The organism is Paracoccus sp. Ld10, from assembly GCF_045064235.1.
Taxonomy (GTDB): Bacteria; Pseudomonadota; Alphaproteobacteria; order Rhodobacterales; family Rhodobacteraceae; genus Paracoccus.
The window spans coordinates 626,659-646,610 of sequence record NZ_JBISHD010000032.1 but is presented as its reverse complement, the minus strand read 5'-3'; the positions used below and the strand labels follow the sequence as shown (position 1 = coordinate 646,610).

Annotated in this window: 16 protein-coding genes; 7 read left to right on the top strand and 9 right to left on the bottom strand. The window is 65.9% G+C overall.

Annotated features, from left to right (window positions below; genetic code table 11):
- Nucleotides 1-6: 6 nt before the first annotated feature.
- Nucleotides 7-1,269 carry an efflux RND transporter periplasmic adaptor subunit gene (locus ACJJVR_RS16935; RefSeq protein ID WP_405406330.1) on the bottom strand — a complete coding sequence of 421 codons (1,263 nt, stop codon included), beginning with the start codon at nt 1,267-1,269 and terminating at the stop codon, nt 7-9.
- Nucleotides 1,270-1,377: 108 nt separating this feature from the next.
- Between ACJJVR_RS16935 and ACJJVR_RS16930 the strand changes: the two genes are divergently transcribed.
- Entirely contained in the window at nt 1,378-1,959 is a 582-nt protein-coding gene (locus ACJJVR_RS16930; RefSeq protein WP_405406329.1) for a TetR/AcrR family transcriptional regulator, read from the top strand.
- Here the strand turns inward: ACJJVR_RS16930 and ACJJVR_RS16925 are convergent.
- The 7 genes from ACJJVR_RS16925 to ACJJVR_RS16895 form a co-directional block, all read right to left on the bottom strand.
- Entirely contained in the window at nt 1,900-2,244 is a 345-nt protein-coding gene (locus ACJJVR_RS16925) for a hypothetical protein (RefSeq protein ID WP_405406328.1), read from the bottom strand. The two genes, ACJJVR_RS16930 and ACJJVR_RS16925, sit on opposite strands and share 60 nt — an antisense overlap.
- Nucleotides 2,245-3,401: 1,157 nt before the next feature.
- Nucleotides 3,402-4,226 (bottom strand): alpha/beta fold hydrolase, encoded by an 825-nt coding sequence (locus ACJJVR_RS16920; protein ID WP_405406326.1) that lies wholly within the window; start codon nt 4,224-4,226, stop codon nt 3,402-3,404.
- A 27-nt stretch (nt 4,227-4,253) separates the two neighbouring features.
- On the bottom strand, nt 4,254-5,042 hold the full coding sequence (locus ACJJVR_RS16915) for an enoyl-ACP reductase (RefSeq protein ID WP_405406325.1): 789 nt from the start codon (nt 5,040-5,042) through the stop codon (nt 4,254-4,256).
- Nucleotides 5,043-5,058: 16 nt separating this feature from the next.
- Nucleotides 5,059-6,288, bottom strand: a complete 1,230-nt coding sequence (fabB, locus tag ACJJVR_RS16910; RefSeq protein WP_405406324.1) for a beta-ketoacyl-ACP synthase I — start codon at nt 6,286-6,288, stop codon at nt 5,059-5,061.
- A 25-nt stretch (nt 6,289-6,313) separates the two neighbouring features.
- Nucleotides 6,314-6,823, bottom strand: coding sequence for a bifunctional 3-hydroxydecanoyl-ACP dehydratase/trans-2-decenoyl-ACP isomerase (gene fabA, locus ACJJVR_RS16905; protein ID WP_405406491.1), 510 nt, complete (start codon nt 6,821-6,823; stop codon nt 6,314-6,316).
- Between the two features lie 107 nt (nt 6,824-6,930).
- Nucleotides 6,931-7,797 carry a glycosyltransferase family 2 protein gene (locus ACJJVR_RS16900; protein ID WP_405406489.1) on the bottom strand — a complete coding sequence of 289 codons (867 nt, stop codon included), beginning with the start codon at nt 7,795-7,797 and terminating at the stop codon, nt 6,931-6,933.
- Between the two features lie 8 nt (nt 7,798-7,805).
- Nucleotides 7,806-8,534 carry a hypothetical protein gene (locus tag ACJJVR_RS16895; protein ID WP_405406322.1) on the bottom strand — a complete coding sequence of 243 codons (729 nt, stop codon included), beginning with the start codon at nt 8,532-8,534 and terminating at the stop codon, nt 7,806-7,808.
- Nucleotides 8,535-8,733: 199 nt separating this feature from the next.
- On the opposite strand from ACJJVR_RS16895, the gene infC reads away from it, so the two are divergent.
- The 5 genes from infC to ACJJVR_RS16870 all read left to right on the top strand — a co-directional run bounded on the left by infC (nt 8,734) and on the right by ACJJVR_RS16870 (nt 13,348).
- Nucleotides 8,734-9,273 (top strand): translation initiation factor IF-3, encoded by a 540-nt coding sequence (infC, locus tag ACJJVR_RS16890; protein ID WP_045999550.1) that lies wholly within the window; start codon nt 8,734-8,736, stop codon nt 9,271-9,273.
- A gap of 75 nt (nt 9,274-9,348) precedes the next feature.
- Nucleotides 9,349-9,828 carry a dUTP diphosphatase gene (gene dut, locus ACJJVR_RS16885; RefSeq protein WP_405406321.1) on the top strand — a complete coding sequence of 160 codons (480 nt, stop codon included), beginning with the start codon at nt 9,349-9,351 and terminating at the stop codon, nt 9,826-9,828.
- Nucleotides 9,825-10,877 carry a HesA/MoeB/ThiF family protein gene (locus ACJJVR_RS16880; RefSeq protein WP_405406319.1) on the top strand — a complete coding sequence of 351 codons (1,053 nt, stop codon included), beginning with the start codon at nt 9,825-9,827 and terminating at the stop codon, nt 10,875-10,877. Before dut ends, ACJJVR_RS16880 begins: the two co-directional genes overlap by 4 nt.
- A gap of 27 nt (nt 10,878-10,904) precedes the next feature.
- Complete coding sequence (locus ACJJVR_RS16875) at nt 10,905-12,929, top strand: M3 family metallopeptidase (RefSeq protein ID WP_405406318.1); 2,025 nt, start codon at nt 10,905-10,907, stop codon at nt 12,927-12,929.
- On the top strand, nt 12,926-13,348 hold the full coding sequence (locus tag ACJJVR_RS16870) for a GNAT family N-acetyltransferase (protein WP_405406316.1): 423 nt from the start codon (nt 12,926-12,928) through the stop codon (nt 13,346-13,348). Before ACJJVR_RS16875 ends, ACJJVR_RS16870 begins: the two co-directional genes overlap by 4 nt.
- 108 nt (nt 13,349-13,456) lie before the next feature.
- Here ACJJVR_RS16870 and ACJJVR_RS16865 read toward each other — a convergent pair whose 3' ends face one another.
- Complete coding sequence (locus tag ACJJVR_RS16865; RefSeq protein WP_405406315.1) at nt 13,457-16,891, bottom strand: pyruvate carboxylase; 3,435 nt, start codon at nt 16,889-16,891, stop codon at nt 13,457-13,459.
- A gap of 177 nt (nt 16,892-17,068) precedes the next feature.
- Here ACJJVR_RS16865 and uvrA point away from each other — a divergent pair, with 177 nt between their 5' ends.
- Nucleotides 17,069-19,936 carry an excinuclease ABC subunit UvrA gene (gene uvrA, locus ACJJVR_RS16860; protein WP_405406313.1) on the top strand — a complete coding sequence of 956 codons (2,868 nt, stop codon included), beginning with the start codon at nt 17,069-17,071 and terminating at the stop codon, nt 19,934-19,936.
- Nucleotides 19,937-19,952 lie beyond the last annotated feature (16 nt).

Below are 19,952 nucleotides of genomic sequence, written 5' to 3'. Positions count from 1 at the left end.
GCGCGCTTACTCCGTCGCGGCGGCGGGGGCAGCGTCTGCCTCCGCGGGGGCTGCATCGGCGGGGGCGGCCTCGGCGGGGGCATCGTCTGCGGGCGTGCCGTCAGCGGTTGTGTCGGCGGCGGGGACCTGTTCGCGCACCACGCCGGTCTGGTCGATGGTCACGGGGACAGTGACGACCTCCATACCCTCGGCCAGGCCGGTCAGGCCGTCGACGACCAGCGTATCGCCATCTTCCAGCCCATCGGTGATGATCCACTGTTGCTGATAGCTGCCATCCTCAGTCAGCTGGCGCTGGCTGACTTTGCCGTGCTCGACGACCCAGGCCGACAATGTGCCAACCTTGTCGCGCGAGGCCGAGGACTGCGACACCAGAATGGCCGAGGTCACACCCAGATCGACCCGCCCGCGCAGGAACATGCCCGGCAACAGCAGGTTGTCGGGGTTGTCGAACCGGAACCGCGTGTCGATGGACCCGGTCGAGGTGGAGACGGTCACGCCGGGCGCAACCAGCTGGCCGACCGCCTGATATTCGCGGCCATTCTCCAGCGTCAGCGTCGCGGCCAGTTCGTCGTTCAGACGCAGGTTGCCGTCGTTGATGTCGTCCAGCACGCTGAGAAAGCGGCTGGATGGTTCGTACATATCGACCTCTATCGGGTCCAGTTGGGTGACCGTGGCCATCGCCTCGGCCTGACCTTCTGTCACCAGATCGCCGACCGATGCGGCCGATACGCTGGCAATGCCCGACAGCGGGCTGGTGACCGTGGTCCAGTCCAGCTGGGCCTGGGCCAGGGTCAGGTCCGCCTCGGCCGACTGGACCGATGCAGTCGCCTGGTCCAGCGTGGCCTGTGCCTGTTCTACCTGGGCCTGGGTTGTGCCCGATCCCAGCAGCTGGCGGGTCCGGTCGAAGGACGACTGGGCCTGCGTGACCAATGCGCGCGCCGACGATACCTGCGCCTGGGCGCTGGCCAGGTTCGCCTGATAGGTCGTGTCCTCGATACGGTACATCGGCGTGCCGGCCTCGATGCGCTTGCCGGGTTCGTACAGGATCTCGGTCACGATGCCGCCGACGCGGGGGCGGATTTCGGTTTCAGACACCGCCACCGCGCGCCCGGGCAATGTGACGATTCGCGGAACGTCCTGAACGGCGATCTGCATGACGCCGACCTGCTTTGGTGGCATGCCGCCCGGTGCCTGCGCCCAGGCCGCAGGGGCAGTCAGAATCGCGGCGATCATGGCGGCACCGGTCGCAAGGTTGTGTTTGGGCATCATCTTTGTCCTGGCTTGGCACCCGACAGGGCGTCATTGTTGCGTGCTGATTGCATGTTTTTGCGGACTATGCAATATTTGCTTTGACTGCACGAGGAGACTGCCCCGAAAATGACCAGCAACCTGCGCGACCGTCGCCGCCAGCAGACCGCCCAAGAGATACAGCTTGCTGCCCTGCGGCTCAGCATCCGTCTGGGCTATGCGGCCGTCACAACCGATTCCATTGCCGCCGAGGCCGGGATCAGTCCGCGCACCTTCTTCAACTATTACGCCAACAAGCAGGCGGCGGTCGTAGGCGTGCCGCCGCAGCTGGACACCTGCGCCGCTGACTGGATCGTCAGATCCAACGGGCCCCTGATCGACGATCTGGCGCAATTGCTGGGTTGTATGTTGAAGCAAAAGGACATGGACCGGCAGGTGGTGTGCATGATCGAACAGATCTGGGACACGACACCCGAGCTGATGGCGGTGTTCCGCAACTCCATGGACAACATCGCGCTGACCATAGCTGGCCTGCTGCACGCCCGGCTTGGACCCGACCGCCAGGCCGAGGCGATGCTGATCGCCGAACTGGCGACCCATGCGTTGTCGCATGCCGTCCGCACCTGGGCCCGGGACGAAAGCATGACCGAATCAGATATTCCCGACATGCTGCGCACGCAGATGCGGCAGGTGGGCGCGCTGCTCAGCTGACGACCGTGTGCATCTGTTGTCGGCTACAGCGGTCGCCGCTGCGTGACGTCGCCTGCAACAGGATGAGACCGAACCCCGCGCCGGGACAGCCTGCGCCCGCGGCGGGTCGTGGCGTTCGATCCTGTCCAGCACCACCCAGTCGCCGCAGATCGCCGACCAGAAGGCGGCAATGGCCCGTCTGTGCAGGACCGACGGCGTCTGTGTCCGCAGGTCGTCGCCGATGCTGTCAGCCAGCACAGCATCACTGTTCGACAGGATGGTGGCGGTCGGGTCGGCCAGCCACATCCGCGATCCTGACCCCGCGCCGCGCCATCATTCGCAGGATTGCCGCGACCCGGGTGAACATGGTCTGGACCCGGATGATTCATCCTGCAAATCACCTGAGTGTGCAGGGTACCGGCCGATTGCGCCAAAGTCAGGTCCGACATCCTCGCCGCACGCAGCCGCCGTCCCCAGCCGGTCTTCGGGCCACGGGCGGGGCCAGGGTGACGCGACGCGCAGAAGTTCAGTGCCTGTGCCTCGCGCTTTGGCGCGACCCGCGGCACCATCGGCAGGAGGACGTTGCCGTGCAAAGGCGGTGGACAGGGATCCAGCGTGCAGTCGTGTCCGGCTTGGCACAGCGAAACGATCACCAGCACGGCATTGGCACAGTTTCGCGCCCTGAACGCGCCGTCCACCATCAACAGCGGGGTTTTGATCGCGGCAATGACATCGCGCAGCCGGTGCCTGCGACCGTCATCGCGTTGATGGTCGACCTTGGCTCATCGTTGACGCTGCACATATCCCTTGATGGCGTGGCCTGGTCCGCGTCATGGGCGGCAGTTCATCCGACCGGCCGCGCCGCTCATTCTTCCTGTCCAACGTGACGGCAGCCTGATTTGCTCATGAACGCACGTGTGCGCGCCTCTTTCAGCATCGCAGCCGCTGACCAATTCGGCACCCGATGATGCAAATTGGTCAGGTGCGTCGATTTATGGTGCACTCGTTCCGAAGAGCTACAGCTAAAGAGCCACCGGGACGCAGCGTCTGATGAAACGGCGGCGCGATACGGCCATGCAGGTCGATGTCCCAGTGGGTTGCCACAGGACATAAGGTCAAGCCCTGTACAGGTTCGCTCGCCCAGCACGAAGGTCAGCGAAAGCTGGAGCGGGCCAGCCAAAAGCGGCAGTATCTGCATCGGCGTATCGTGACATACTGTACAGATGCCGCCAGATCCCTTTGTTCCGCAGAGCAGGGCGCTGACTGAAAGCGTACCGACGCCGGCGACCATGGATCCAGCGCTGTGACAGGGAATACAATTCGCGATACGCGGCGCCCCAGACTTCGGTGGCATCACGACGTGCGACGGTGCGGGCGGTGTTTGTGTACACCTTACCCATGGTCGCGGCGACCGCCTTGCGGTCGGGTGCCCTTTTTTTCTTTGGCCTGCGGATGATCGATGGCTAGGCGGTGCAGGCCTTTAGCCACCGACCGATCACCTCCAGGGAAGGTTCCTCGTCCAGCCAGGGAATATGGGCGCGGCCAGGAACTTCGGCCAGGATCAGGTCGGGGCGCATCGTTTGCATGCGCGCGACCACGGCGGGCGACAGCAGGTCGGAATTCGCCCCACGGATCAGCGCCACCGGTAATCCTGCCGTTGCCTGCCACAGCGGCCACAGATCGACCGGGGCACCCTGAAACGCGGCCAGGAATGCCTCGCGCAGGGCCGGATCATAGGTGATGCGCAACCCGTCAGGCGTGGCGTGGTAATGGCGGCGGACATCCTCCAGCCAGCGGCCCGTGGGGACATCGGCAAAACCGGGCATAAGGTCGGGCATCTGCGCGGCCAGATCGGCATGGGTCGCCGCGCGCGGATTGCGCCCGACATAATCAAAGATCCGTTCCAGCCCGGCACGCTCGATCTGGGGGCCGACGTCGTTCAGGCACAGGCCCGACAGGCGGTCATGGGCGGTCGCGGCCAGCACCATGCCGACCAGCCCGCCCCGCGACGTGCCAAGCACCGCCGCCCGTCCGATCCCCAGATGATCCAGCAGGTCGATGACGTCACGCGCCTCGCGCGGGACGGTATAGGTGTCGGCCCCGGTCCATTCCGATGCGCCGCGCCCGCGGTAATCCATGCGGATCAGCCGCACCCCGGACAGGTGGGGCGCGACATAATCGAAATCGGACATGCTGCGTGTCAGTCCGGCCAGGCACAGGACCGGAAGGCCATCCCCGTCGTCGGAAAAGGCGATGCGCGCCCCGTCACCCGCCGTGAAAACCGCCATGCCGCGCCCTTTCCGTCGTGATCGCCGCTAGAGGTTCTCGCTCTGCGGCATGCCCAGGACGTGATAGCCGCCATCGACCATCACGATCTCTCCGGTGGTGCACGCGCCCCAGTCGGACAACAGCCAGACCGCCGTGCCGCCGATGGATTCCAGCGTCGCGTTCGCGCGCAGGGGGGCATTCGCCTCGGTGTGGCGGAAGGTCTTGCGCGCGCCGCCGATGGCCGCGCCGGCCAGCGTCTTCATCGGGCCGGGGCTGATCGCGTTCACGCGGATGCCGTCCGGGCCCAGATCATTGGCCAGATAGCGCACGCTGCTTTCCAGCGCGGCCTTGGCAACGCCCATGACGTTGTAGAAGGGCGTCACGCGGTTTGATCCACCATATGTCAGCGTGATGATCGACCCGCCATCGGTCATCAGCGGATGGGCGCGACGCGCAACCTCGATCAGGGAATAGCAGCTGATTTCAAGGCTGTGCTTGAAGTTGGCGCGGCTGGTGTTCATGAACCGGCCGGTCAGTTCGTCCTTGTTGGAAAACGCCACCGCGTGGATCACGAAATCGATCGACCCCCACCGGTCGGCCAGCGTGGCAAAGGCCGCGTCCAGCGACGCGTCATTCGTCACGTCGACATCGACCAGCAGGTCCGACCCGACCGAGGCGGCCAGCGGTTCGACCCGCTTGCCGAACGCCTCGCCTTGATAGCTGAATGCCAGTTCTGCCCCCTGATCGGCCAGCGCGCGTGCGATGCCCCAGGCAATGGACCGCTCGTTGGCGACCCCCATCACAAGCCCGCGTTTGCCCTTCAGAAGATCGCCCATGCGTTGGTCCTTTGCGTCAGTCCTGATACCGCGACATCAGCAAGGTGGCATTCGTGCCGCCAAAGCCGAAGCTGTTCGACAGGACCGAATCCAACCCGGCGTTGTCCACGCGGCTTGTCGCAATCTCGCCCGGTTGAATCTCGGGGTCCAGAGCCGTGACGTTCGCGGATGCCGCAATGAAGTCATTCTGCAACATCAGCAGGCTGTAGATCGCCTCGTGCACGCCGGTCGCGCCCAACGAATGCCCGGTCAGCGACTTGGTCGAGCTGACGGGCGGGGTCGAGCCGTCGCCGAAAATGCGGCGGATCGCCTTGATCTCTCCCAGATCGCCCACCGGGGTCGAGGTGCCGTGCGCGTTGATATAGCTGACCTTGCGACCCTCGGGCAGGGTTGCCATGGCCACGCGCATCGCACGTTCGCCACCCTCGCCGGACGGGGCGACCATGTCGTATCCGTCGCTGGTCGCGCCGTAACCGGTGACCTCGGCATAGATCTTGGCGCCGCGCGCCAGGGCGTGGGACAGCTCTTCCAGCACGACGACCCCGCCGCCGCCCGCGATCACGAACCCGTCGCGGGTCGCGTCATAGGGGCGCGATGCGGTTTCGGGCGTGTCGTTGTATTTCGACGACATCGCGCCCATCGCATCAAACAGGCACGACAGCGTCCAGTCCAGTTCCTCTCCGCCGCCGGCAAAGACGATGTCCTGCTTGCCCATCTGGATCTGCTCGACCCCGTTGCCGATGCAATGCGCCGATGTCGCACAGGCCGAGGTGATCGAATAGTTCACGCCCTTGATCTTGAACGGCGTCGCCAGACAGGCGGAGTTGGTCGACGACATGCAGCGGGTGACCATGAAGGGGCCCATGCGCTTGGGGCTGCCCTTTTCAATCACCGTCTGATGCGCCTGGAAAAAGTTCGACGTGGACGGACCGCCCGATCCCATGATCAGGCCGGTGCGCGGGTTCGACACGTCACCTTCTTCCAGGCCGCTGTCGGCGATCGCCTGCTCCATGGCCAGGAAATTGTAGGCAGCGCCCGGACCCATGAAGCGCAGGTTGCGCTTGTCGACATGGTCCTCCAGCACGATCTGCGGCATGCCGTGAACCTGGCTGCGAAAACCGTGTTCGGCGTATTCGGGGGCAAAGACGATGCCCGACTTGCCTGCGCGCAGGCTGTCAGTGACCTCATCGGCGTTGTTGCCGATGGGGGATACGATACCAAGCCCGGTGATGACGACACGACGCATGGGGGCCTCCTTGAATTTATGGGGGTCAGCTGGCCGACAGGGCCACTTTCATGTCCTTGACCTGATAGATCAGCTCTCCATCGGCCTCGACCCGGCCGTCGGCGACGCCCATAGTCAGGCGGCGCGTCTGGACGGCCTTGGTGAAATCGACGGTATAGCGCAGCATCTTGCGGTCCGGGCGGACCATGCCGGTCAGCTTGACCTCGCCGACGCCCAGGGCGTAGCCGCGCCCCTGCCAGCCGCGCCAGCCCAGGTTGAAACCGGTCAGCTGCCACAGGCCATCCAGGCCCAGACAGCCCGGCATGATCGGGTTGCCCGGAAAATGGCAACCAAAGAACCACAGGTCGGGGGTGATGTCGAATTCGGCGACGATATGGCCCTTGCCATGTTCGCCCCCATCCTCGGACACGTCGGTGATGCGGTCCATCATCAGCATCGGCGGTTCGGGCAGCTGCGCATTTCCGGCGCCGAACAGTTCTCCGCGCGCGCAGGCAAGCAGGTCGTCGCGGTCGAAGCTGGTCTGGGTCAATGCCATGCGGGTCATGCCTTTGTCTGTGCGGCCCCTGCGGGCCGGTCGGTTTTCAGGTTGCCGCAGGGTCTATCACCCGGGGCAAGACCCGCGCAAGTGCCACCCGCAGGCGGCTAGAACCACTGTCCCGGCTCCATCAGGCCCAGGTCCATCAGCTGTTGGCTGGTCCAGTCAAAGCGTTCGGAATTGCGCCAGGTCATGTCGCGGACCTGATCGCGCGATCCGGGGTTGCGCACCAGCGCCTTGGCCACGCGAAACGATGCGATCGCCGCCGTCAGGTTGTGGTGCCATGGACAGGAATAGGTGTTGTATTCCTCGATCGAGAAACGGTGGTCGGCGGTCACCGTCAGGCCGGGGGCCGCGCGGAACAGCGCGATGCGGTCGATGCGCCGGCGGTCGGCGGGCAGGAACTCTTCATAGCGCCAGCGCAGGCCACCGTGGAAGTCCAGCTGGCGTTCGCGGGACTGGCCGTCCGCGCCGCGGCGGCCAAGGGCATAGTACCCGGTCCGGTCGAACAGCGGCCCCTCCAGATCGACCGCGTCGGGACAGGCCTGCAGGTCCCCCGCATAGAGGTCGATCACATACGACAGCATCGCGCCACGGCGTTCCTCGGTGTGGAACGCCAGCATTTCGGCCACGCTGCGGGTTTCGCAGAACGGATGGAACAGGAATTCGGCGTTGAAGCCGTAATAGAGCCACGTGCCCACGGGCACCGCGCGGATCACCGCGTTCACCGCGTCCACATGGGCCGCCGGACGGCGCGGGTCATGGCGCAGCTGGGTGACCTGCGTGGCCATCGCGTCGGGCAGATCCTGCGGCTGGTCCGACATCAGCAGGATATGACGGAACCCGCGATCCAGGTGGTGGCGCAGGGTTTCCACCACGGCGGTGTCGTCCTCGACCAGGATCACGGCCAGCGGACCACGGGCCAGGACCTCGGGCCGTCCGGCCAGGAACCGCTCCATGTCCCGGATCGGCAGCACGGCCATCAGCGCATGACCGCCTTGACCTGTTCCAGCGCGGCCGCCAGCAGGGCGGGGTTGCTCTCGGCCTGTGACACCAGCTGCTTGAGCGTCTGTTTCTGCGTGTCGGAAATGGCCGCGCCGTCGATGATGCTGTCGACCCGGGCCCGGTCGAACCCCTCGGGCGTCAGCTGCGCCTCGATCTGGGCGGCGACGGATGCGGCATCGGCGGTGTCGGCGGCGGCATTGGCCGCGTCGCGAGTGGCGCTGGCGGCCTCCTGGGCGGCGGCGTCGGGGGTCAGGCCGGTGACGCCCGCTGTAGCACCCGCAGCTGCGGCCGCGGCCCGGTCGGCGGCGTCCAGCGCAGCCTCGGCCGCGGCCTCGGCGGCGTCCGCCGCGTCATTGGCGGGGGCGGCGCCGGTGTCGTTTGAGGCGGCGACGGCCTCGGCCGCCGCATCGGCGGCGATGGCTGCGGCATCGGCGGCCGCGTCGGCTGCGGCATTGGCCGCGTCCTGGCTGTCGGTGGCCTGCGTCTCGGGTGCCTCGACCGCGGTCTCGGCGGCGGTCTGGGCCGCATCTGCGGCATCGTCGGCCAGACGCGCGGCATCGCCCGCGACGGTGTCGGGGGCCACGGTTTCGGCCTCGGGGGCCTGCGCCAGTTCCACGGGTTCGTCGGTGCGACTTTGCATCAGGACGGACGCAGCCCCCGCGGCCAGAACCAGAATCACAACGATGGGCAACAGTTTCGGCATCATGGACCCCTGATGTTCACGGCATTTGCACACTCTATGACACAGCCCCCCGCGCCGGAAAAGCGCCGCGCCCCCTGATCGGGGCCTGATCGGGGGGCTGGCGGGCCGATTTGCGGCCCATGTCGATCAATTCCGGTTGAATTATGGCGCGGTTGCCCTTATTTTCCTGTCACTTCGCATTGGCTATACAAGGAGCAACGCCATAGCCCGCCGCCCGCATAACGCACCGCCCCAACGTGACACCGGTCCCCGCACCAACGAACGCATCCGCGTGTCCGAAATTCGCCTGATCGGTCCCGAAGGGGAAAACATCGGCGTCGTGCCGCCGTCGGTCGGCATGCAGATGGCACAGGATGCCGGGTTGGATCTGGTCGAGATTTCGCCGAACGCGGCCCCCCCGGTCTGCAAGGTCATGGACCTCGGCAAGTACAAGTACGAGATGCAGAAACGCGAGGCCGAGGCCCGCAAGAAGCAGAAGGTCATCGAGGTCAAGGAGATCAAGTTCCGTCCGGGAACCGATACCCACGACTATGACGTCAAGATGCGCAGCGTGCTGAAGTTCCTGGAAGGCGGCGACAAGGTCAAGGTGACCCTGCGTTTCCGGGGCCGCGAGATGGCCCACCAGGATCTTGGCCTGGAATTGCTGCACCGCGTCCGCGACGACGTCGGAGAGGCAGGCAAGGTCGAGACCATGCCCAAGCTGGAAGGCCGGCAGATGGTGATGATGATCGCCCCGCGCTGATCCATCCCGACTGCGACAACGTTGAAGGGCCGTGCGGCATTGCCGCGCGGCCTTTTGCGTTGCATGGATAGGGCCATGACCCATCAGCCCGTCCTGCGCGTGATGCGCCTTCCCGATGCCGACCCCGCCATCCCCCTGCCGTCCTATCAGACGGCGGGTGCGGCCGGGGCCGACCTGTGCGCCAACCTTGCCCCCGCCGACCGTGCGCAGGGGCTGACCCTGCCGCCGATGGGGCGCGCGCTGATCCCAACGGGGCTGGCGCTGGCCATCCCGCAGGGGTGGGAGGTTCAGGTCCGACCCCGGTCCGGACTGGCGCTGAAACACGGCCTGACCCTGCCCAACAGCCCCGGCACGATCGACTGCGATTATCGCGGGCCTTTGGGGGTGATCGTGCTGAACCTGGGCGACGCGCCCTTTACCATCTGTCACGGCGACCGGATCGCCCAGATGGTTGTGGCCCCTGCGCCGCAGGCCCGGTTCGATCTGGTGGGCGCGCTGGACGACACCGCGCGGGGGCAGGGCGGGTTCGGCTCGACCGGGGGGGCTGGGCTGTGACCGGTGTCTTTCTGATCGTGATGCTGCTGATTCTGGGTCGGGTGCTGGACCTGCCGCGTCAAGTGACGCTGTTGATGGTGGGGATCCTGTGGGTCGGCATGCTGTCGTTGCAGGTGATCGCACCGGGCAGTGGTGCGGCGGCGGCCTTTGGCGGCAGTGCCGCAGGCTGGCTGGTGCTGGGTGCATTGGTGATGCTGGTGATCGCCTATCGCCGGCTGTTGGCGCGACTGCGTGTGCGGGCGACGCCCGAGCCGGTCCCCGTCACCCGCGACGCGGGCCTGTCGGACGGAGAATTGGACCGCTATGCCCGCCATCTGGTCCTGCACCAGATCGGCGGTGCGGGTCAGATGCGGCTGAAATCCGCGCGGGTGCTGGTCGTGGGGGCGGGGGGCCTTGGATCGCCGGTCTGCCTGTATCTATCCGCGGCCGGAGTGGGGCGGATCACGTTGGCCGATGACGACACGGTCAGCCTGTCCAACCTGCAACGTCAGGTGATCTTTCGCGACGACCTGCGGGGCGAGCCCAAGGCCTATGCCGCAGCCGAGGTTATGCTGCGCCTGAACCCGCATCTGGACGTGACGCCGCTGACCCGCCGCATTACGGAGGCCGACATTGACCTGATCGCGGACCACGATCTGGTCATCGACGGCACCGACAGTTTCGCGGGCCGTGCCGCGATCAACCGCGCCTGTGCGGCGGCGGGGGTGCCGCTGCTGTCAGGCGCCATCGGCCAGTGGGAGGGGCAGGTGACGCTGTTCGACCCGGCCCGCGGCGGTCCCTGCATGGCGTGCCTGTTCCCTGCGGCCCCCGAACGCGACGCCCCCTGCGCCGAGGCGGGCGTGGTCGGCGCGCTGCCCGGCGTGATCGGCAGCCTGATGGCACTGGAGGCGATCAAGCACCTGACCGGCGCAGGGCAGGGCCTGCGCGGCCGGATGATGCTGTTCGACGGGCTGTACGGCGAAACCCGGACCATCACCTGCGCGCAGGACCCGGCCTGTCCGGTCTGCGGGGCGCAATCGGTGCTGGAACCTGCTGCGAGCCAACCCTAGGCTGCCCCTCGACGACAGGAGGTCTTGATGAACCCGCAACTGACCCGCTGGACCGGCCCCGAAGGGCTGCCGCGTTTCGACCTGATCCGCGACACGGATTTCGCGCCTGCCTTTGATCAGGCGCTGGCTGCGGCCGAGGCCGCCAACGAGGCGATCGCCGCCAACCCCGACGCGCCCGACTTCACCAATACTATTGCCGCGATGGAAACGGCGGACGAGGATCTGAACCGCGTCCTGTCGGTTTTCTATACGCTGGCGGGGGTCGATTCGAACGATGCACGCCAGGCGCTGCAGCGCGATTTTGCGCCGCGCCTGGCCGAATATGGCAGCCGGATCAGCATGGACCCGCGCCTGTATGCCCGCGTGCGGGCGGTGGCAGCAGGGGCGGAGGGCTTGCCGCCCGAAGACCGTCGCATCACCGAACTGGCGCTGCGCGACCTGACGCGGGCCGGCGCGGGGCTGGACGAGGCGGGTCGCACCCGCATGGCCCGGATCCGCGCGCGGCTGGCGGTGCTGACCACGCAATTCACCCAGAACGTGCTGACCGACGAACGCGATTACGTCCTGCCCGTGGCCGACGACGCGCTGGCGGGGCTGCCCGATTGGCTGGTTCGCGCGATGCAGGCGGCGGCGCGCGAACGCGGCATGGCGGGGCAGGTGGTGACGCTGAACCGGTCGCTGATCGTGCCGTTTCTGGAGCACGCCCAGGACCGCACTTTGCGCGAAACGGCGTTCCGCGCCTGGACCGCGCGCGGCTCGGGGTCGGGTGCGGGTGGTCAGGCGACCGACAACCTGCCGCTGGTCGCCGAGATCCTGGCCCTGCGCCATGAACGCGCGCAGCTGTTGGGTTACGATGATTTCGCCAGCTACAAGCTGGAAACGCAGATGGCCGCGACCCCGGACCGGGTACGCGATCTGCTGTCTCAGGTCTGGACGGCGGCCCGCGCGCGCGCGCTGTCGGATCAGCACGCACTGACCGACATGCTGCACCAGGACGGCGTGAACGGCCCGCTGCAGGCGTGGGACTGGCGTCTGTACGCGGAACGCCATCGCGCGCGGACACACGATTTCGACGCCGATGACGTCGCGCCGTATCTGACGCTGGATGCGATGCTGGGCGCGGTCTTTGACGTGGCCAATCGCCTGTTCGGGTTGGAGTTCCAGCCGCTGGACGCACCGCTATGGGCGCCCGACGTGCGGGCCTGGCGGATCACGCGCGACGGCCAGTTGATGGCGATTTTTGTCGGCGACTATTTCGCGCGACCGTCGAAACGGTCGGGGGCGTGGTGTTCGGCCCTGCAGATGCAGCACAAGATCGGCGGGGGGCAGCGGCCCATCGTGGTGAACGTCTGTAACTTTACCCCGCCAGATCAGCCGGGCGGCCCAGCATTCCTGTCCTGGGACGATGCACGCACGCTGTTTCACGAATTCGGCCACGCGACGCATCATATCCTGTCGGACGTGACCTGGCCCTCGATCTCGGGGACGTCGGTGGCGCAGGATTTCGTCGAGCTGCCCAGCCAGCTGTACGAACATTGGCTGGAACAACCCGCGGTTCTGGACGCCCATGCGCGCCATCACCAGACGGGCAAGGTGCTGCCCGCCGATCTGCGCGACCGGATGCTGGCCGCGGGCAAGGCGGGGGCGGGGTTCTCGACCGTCGAGTATCTGGAAAGCGCGCTGGTGGATCTGGCGTTCCATGAGGGCGCGCCTGCCACGGACCCGATGGCCCGGCAGGCGCAGGTTCTGGACGGGCTGGAGGCGCCGGACGCCATCCCGATGCGTCACGCGACCCCGCATTTCGCGCATGTCTTTGCCGGGGACAGCTATGCGGCGGGCTATTACACCTACATGTGGTCCGAGGTGATGGATGCCGACGCCTTCGAGGCCTTTGCCGAGACGGGCGACATCTTTGACCCCGCCACCGCGCGGCGGTTGGAGGAGACGATCCTGTCCCAAGGCGGGTCGGCTCCGGCGGATCGGCTGTGGATGGAGTTTCGCGGTCGCATGCCGGGTGTGGACGCCCTGCTGAAGGGGCGCGGCCTGGCATGACCGAACCCGAGCAGATACCGGGCATCTGCATCCGGCCTGAGCGTATCAGAGCGGAGGCGTTCGCGCGGGTTCTGAATGCATCCGGCCTTGGTGCGCGGCGGCCGGTCGGGGATTTGGACCGGCTGCAACGTATGCTTGACGGGTCAGGGATCGTCGTGACGGCACGTGCAGGTGACAGGCTGGTGGGCGTATCGCGGGCGATCACCGATGGGGCCTATGCGACCTATCTGTCGGATCTGGCCGTGGATAAGGAATGGCAGGGGCAGGGAATAGGCCGGGCACTGATGACCGAGACACGCCGACTGGCGGGCCCCGAATGCATGTGCCTGCTGGTCGCGGCGCCCGATGCGGTGCCGTTCTATCGGCAGATCGGGATGCCCGTGTGCGACACCGCCTTCCTGTATCCGCGGGAGGGGTGATATCAGGGACGGAGCCGACCGTCGGTCGGCGTGCTGCCGCCCGGGCCGGGGCGCCGCTGACGCGGCGCGGTCGTGCGGGGCCGGGGTGGGGTGCCCCGGCCCACGGGGTCACTCGATCTCGACCAGAAGGTCCTTGGCGTCGATCTGTTGGCCGGGGGACACATGCAGCGCCGTGATGGTGCCGTCGCGATCTGCGTGCAGGCCGGTCTCCATCTTCATCGCCTCGATCGTCAGCAGCAGGTCGCCCTGCTTGACCTGCGCGCCCTGCGCGACGCCCACCGAGGCCACGACACCCGGCATCGGGGCGCCGACATGGCCCGGGTTCGCGGCATCGGCCTTGGGACGCGCAGCCTGTGCACCGGTGGCGGACCGGTTCGGAACGCGGACCTGACGGGGCTGGCCGTTCAGTTCGAAGAAGACCTTCATCTGTCCGGTCTCGTCGGTTTCGCCCAAGGTCAGCAGGCGGACCTCAAGCGTTTTGCCGGGGTCGATCTCGACGCTGATCTCGTCGCCCGGCTCCATTCCATAAAAGAACGTGCGGGTGGGCAGGGTGCGGACCGGGCCATAGGTCTGATGGCGCTGCATGTAATCGGTGAAGACCTTGGGGTACATCAGGTATCCGTTCAGATCCTCGTCGTCGATCGCCTTGCCATCCAGCATCTCGGACAGCTTGGCGCGCTCGGCCTCAAGGTCGACCGGCTCCAGATGGGCGCCGGGGCGGTCGGTGATCGGGGTCTCTCCCTTCAGCACCTTGGCCTGGATCGCATGGGGCCAGCCGCCGGGGGGTTGGCCAAGATTGCCGCGCATCATGTCCACGACCGAATCGGGGAATGACATGTCGCGGTCGGGGTTCGTCACGTCGTCCGGGGTCAGGTTCTGAGATACCATCATCAGCGCCATGTCGCCCACGACCTTTGACGACGGGGTGACCTTGACGATGTCGCCGAACATGCGGTTCACGTCGGCATAGGCCTGCGCCACCTCGTGCCAGCGATCCTCGAGGCCCATGCTGCGGGCCTGGGATTTCAGGTTGGTGAACTGCCCGCCGGGCATCTCGTGCAGATAGACTTCCGATGCCGGTGATTGCAGGCCGGATTCGAACGCGGCATAGCTTTCGCGCACCCGCTCCCAATAGTTGCTGATGGCGCGCACTGCACCGATGTCCAGACCGGTTTCGCGATCGGTCTGGTCCAGCGCCTCGACCACGGACCCCAGGGTCGGCTGGCTGGTATTGCCCGACAGCGCGTCCATCGCGCAATCGACGGCATCCACGCCCGCCTCGGCGGCGGCCAGGATGGTCGCGCCGCCCATGCCGCTGGTGTCATGGGTATGGAAATGGATCGGCAGGCCGACCTCCTCCTTCAGCGTGCGCACCAGAATACGCGCCGCCTCGGGTTTCAGCAGGCCGGCCATGTCCTTGAGGCCCAACACATGCGCGCCCGCAGCCTTTAGATCCTGTGCGGTTTTGACATAGTATTTCAGGTCGTACTTGGACCGGTCCGGATCCAGCATGTTGCCGGTATAGCAGACCGTGCCTTCGCAGATCTTGCCCGACTCGATCACCGCGTCCATTGCGACGCGCATGTTCTCGACCCAGTTCAGGCTGTCGAACACGCGGAACACATCGACGCCGGTTTCCGCGGCCTGCTTTACAAAGAACTGCACCACGTTGTCGGGATAGTTGGTATAGCCCACCCCGTTCGACGCGCGCAGCAGCATCTGTGTCATCAGGTTGGGCATCTGCGCGCGGATGTCGCGCAGGCGCTGCCACGGACATTCCTGCAGGAACCGATAGGCCACGTCGAATGTCGCCCCGCCCCAGCATTCGACGCTGAACAGCTGCGGCAGGTTGGCGGCATAGCTGGGAGCAACGCGGATCATGTCGATCGACCGCATCCGCGTGGCCAGCAGCGACTGGTGCCCGTCGCGCATCGTGGTGTCGGTGATCAACAGCTGTTTCTGCGCGGCCATCCAGTCGGCCACGGCCTGCGCACCCTGTTCCTCCAGCAGCTGGCGGGTGCCCGGCGCGGGGGCGGCCTTTGCGGCCGGTGGTACGGGTGCGCGGGTCTGGGCCGGGGGCAGGGCGCGGCCTGCGGTCTCGGGGTGGCCGTTCACGCTGATGTCGGCCAGATAGGTCAGGATCTTGGTCGCCCGGTCTTTGCGCTTTTTGAAGTCGAACAGGTCATCGGTCGTGTCGATGAACTTGGTCGTGTAGGTGTCGTCCAGAAAGGTCGGATGCTTCAGCAGGTTGATGACAAAATCGATGTTCGTGCTGACGCCGCGCACCCGGAACTCGCGCAGGGCGCGGTCCATGCGGCGGATCGCCTGGTCGGGGGTTTGCGCCCAGGCCGTGACCTTGACCAGCAGCGAATCGTAATACCGCGTGATGACGCCGCCCGCATAGGCCGTGCCCCCGTCCAGGCGGATGCCCATGCCGGTCGCGGACCGATAGGCCGTGATGCGCCCGTAATCAGGGATGAAGTTGTTCTGCGGGTCCTCGGTCGTGACCCGGCATTGCAGGGCGTGGCCCGACAGAGTGATGTCGGCCTGGCTTGCGTGGCCGGTGGCATCGGCCAGCGTCTCGCCTTCGGCAATGCGGATCTGGGACTGGACGATGTCGATGCCTGTGACCTCCTCGGTCACGGTGTGTTCGACCTGAACGCGCGGGTTCACCTCGATGAAATAGAACTGATCGTCGTCCATATCCATCAGGAACTCGACCGTGCCGGCGTTCTGGTACCCGACCGCCTGCCCGATCTTCAGCGCCAGCGCGCAGACCTCGGCGCGCTGTTCGTCGGTCAGATAGGGAGCAGGGGCGCGTTCCACGACCTTCTGGTTGCGGCGCTGGACGGTGCAATCGCGTTCGAACAGGTGGTAAAGGCCGCCATGCGTGTCGCCCAGCAGCTGCACTTCGACGTGGCGCGCGCGCAGGATCATCTTTTCCAGATAGCCCTCGCCGTTGCCGAATGCGGCTTCGGCCTCGCGGCGACCCTCGCGGACCTTTTCGATCAGCTCCTCGGGGTTGTTGATCGGGCGCATGCCGCGCCCGCCGCCGCCCCAGGATGCCTTCAGCATCAGCGGATAGCCGACCTCCGCGGCCTCGACCTTGATAGCGTCGAAATCCTCTCCCAGCACGGCGGTCGCGGGGATGACCGGCACGCCCGCCTCGATCGCCACGCGCCGTGCGCTGGCCTTGTCGCCCAGGGCGCGCATCGTGTCGGCACGCGGGCCGATAAAGGTGATTCCGGCCTCGAAACAGGCATCGACGAAATCAGGGTTTTCTGACAGCAGGCCGTATCCCGGATGGATCGCATCGGCGCCCGACAGCTTGGCCACGCGGATGATTTCAGGGATGGACAGATAGGCCGCGACCGGGCCCAGCCCCTCGCCGATGCGATAAGCCTCGTCCGCCTTGAAACGGTGCAGGCCCAGTTTGTCTTCCTCGGCATAGACGGCGACGGTTTTCTTGCCCAATTCATTGGCCGCGCGCATCACGCGGATGGCGATTTCGCCCCGGTTCGCAATCAGGATTTTGTTGAACATGGCCGGGGCTCCCATCATTGTGATTGGCGGCATCCTACGCGTGCTGCGTTGCAGCGCAAGTGGTGGCGAGAACGGCGCGCGACGTCATGACCATTCGATGTTCCGTCTTCGTTCGCAAATGGAACTTGCTTTCTGCCCAAGCGTCCCTATCTTTTGCAGTCGGTCAGAGGGGCACACATGGAACAGAAGTTCATCGAGGTGCGCGGCGCGCGCGAGCACAACCTTAAAAACGTCGACATGGACATCCCCCGCGATCAGCTGGTGGTGATCACAGGGTTATCCGGGTCCGGCAAGTCGTCCCTAGCCTTTGACACGGTCTATGCCGAAGGGCAGCGGCGTTATGTCGAGAGCCTGTCGGCCTATGCGCGCCAGTTTCTGGACATGATGGGCAAGCCTGATGTCGACCACATCAGCGGTCTGTCGCCTGCGATCAGCATCGAACAGAAAACGACCTCGAAAAACCCGCGGTCGACGGTCGGCACTGTCACCGAGATCTATGACTATCTGCGCCTGCTGTTCGCGCGTGCGGGCACGCCCTACTCCCCCGCCACCGGCCTGCCGATCGAGGCGCAGCAGGTTCAGGACATGGTTGACCGGACCATGGCCCTGCCCGAGGGGACGCGCGCCTATCTGCTGGCCCCCATCGTCCGAGACCGCAAGGGCGAGTACAAGAAGGAGCTGGCCGAACTGCGCCGCCAGGGCTTTCAGCGGGTCAAGATCAACGGCACATTCCACGATCTGGACGATTCGCCGACGCTGGACAAGAAATTCCGCCACAACATCGATATCGTCGTTGACCGCATTGTCGTCCGTGAGGGGCTGGAGACGCGTCTGGCGGACAGTCTGCGCACCGCGCTGAACCTGGCTGACGGCATCGCCCATCTGGAGCTGGCGCAAGAGGACGGTGCCGAAGGAGAGCCCGAACGCCTGACCTTCAGCGAGAAATTCGCCTGTCCCGTCAGTGGTTTTACAATCCCCGAGATCGAACCGCGCCTGTTCAGCTTCAACGCGCCGTTCGGTGCGTGCCCGGTCTGCGACGGTCTGGGGGTCGAGCTGTTCTTTGACGACCGTCTGGTGGTTCCCGATGCCGCCCTGTCCGTGGACAAGGGCGCCATCGTACCGTGGGCCAAGACGAAATCGGCCTATCTGACCCAAACCATCAACGCGCTGGCCAAACATTACGGTTTCGACAAGAAGACCGCGTGGAAAGACCTGCCCGACGACGTCCAGCAGATGTTCCTGCGCGGGTCGGGCAAGGACGAGATCAAGTTCCGATTCGACGATGCGGGTCGGGTGTACGAAATCAGCCGCGTGTTCGAGGGGGTGATCCCCAACATGGAACGTCGCCTGCGCGAGACCGACAGTGCCTGGGTCCGCGAGGAGTTCGAGCGCTATCAGAACAACCGCCCCTGCGGAGCCTGCAATGGTTATCGTCTGAAGCCCGAGGCCCTGGCGGTCAAGATCGCAGGCGATCATGTGGGCCGCGTGGTGCAACTGTCGATTCAGGAGGCGCTGGACTGGGTCACCGACGCCCCCAACCACCTGTCCAAGCAAAAGACCGAGATCGCATCCGCGATTCTCAAGGAAATCCGTGAGCGGCTGGGCTTTCTGGTCAATGTCGGCCTGAACTATCTGACGCTGTCGCGTGCCGCGGGCACGCTGTCGGGTGGCGAGAGCCAGCGCATCCGTCTGGCCAGCCAGATCGGTTCGGGCCTGACCGGCGTGCTGTATGTGCTGGACGAGCCGTCCATCGGCCTGCACCAGCGCGACAACGACCGCCTGTTGACCACGCTGATGAACCTGCGCGACCAAGGCAACTCGGTCCTGGTGGTCGAGCATGACGAGGATGCGATCCGCCATGCGGACTATGTGTTCGACATGGGGCCGGGGGCGGGGGTGCATGGCGGCACGGTGGTCAGCAAGGGCACACCTGCCGAAATTGCGGCTGATCCGAACAGCCTGACCGGCCAGTACCTGTCGGGCAAGCGCGCGATCGCGGTCCCCGAGGAGCGGCGCAAGGGCAACGGCAAGAAGGTCACCGTGGTCAAGGCGACCGGCAACAACCTGAAAAACGTCACGGCGGAATTTCCGTTGGGCAGGTTCGTCTGCGTGTCGGGCGTGTCGGGTGGTGGCAAGTCCACGCTGACCATCGAGACGCTGTTCAAGACCGCGTCCCTGCGCCTGAACGGCGCGCGCCAGACCCCGGCGCCCTGCGAGACGATCAGGGGCCTTGAACATCTGGACAAGGTCATCGACATCGACCAGCGCCCCATCGGCCGCACGCCGCGGTCGAACCCGGCGACCTATACCGGTGCCTTCACGCCCATCCGCGACTGGTTCGCGGGCCTGCCCGAGGCCAAGGCGCGCGGCTACAAGCCAGGCCGCTTCAGCTTCAACGTCAAGGGGGGGCGTTGCGAGGCGTGCCAGGGCGATGGCGTCATCAAGATCGAGATGCATTTTCTGCCGGACGTCTATGTCGAGTGCGAGACCTGCAAGGGAAGACGCTATAACCGCGAGACGCTGGAGGTGCAGTTCAAGGGCAAATCCATCGCCGACGTGCTGGACATGACCGTTGAGGATGCGCAGGAGTTCTTTGCCGCCGTGCCGTCGATCCGCGACAAGATGGACGCGCTGATGCAGGTGGGCCTGGGCTATATCAAGGTCGGCCAACAGGCCACGACCCTTTCAGGCGGCGAGGCGCAGCGGGTCAAGCTGTCCAAGGAGCTGTCGCGCAGGTCCACTGGCCGCACTCTGTACATCCTGGACGAGCCCACCACGGGTCTGCATTTCGAGGATGTGCGCAAGCTGTTGGAGGTGCTGCATGAGCTGGTCGATCAGGGCAATTCGGTCATCGTGATCGAACATAATCTGGACGTCATCAAGACCGCCGACTGGATCATCGACATCGGCCCCGAGGGCGGTGACGGCGGCGGCGTGATCGTGGCTGCCGGCACGCCCGAGGACGTGGCGCAGGTCGAGGCCAGCCATACCGGGCGCTATCTTGGCCCCATGCTGAACCCCGCCCGCAGCCGCGCCGCGGAATAGGGCAGGGGGTGCGAAA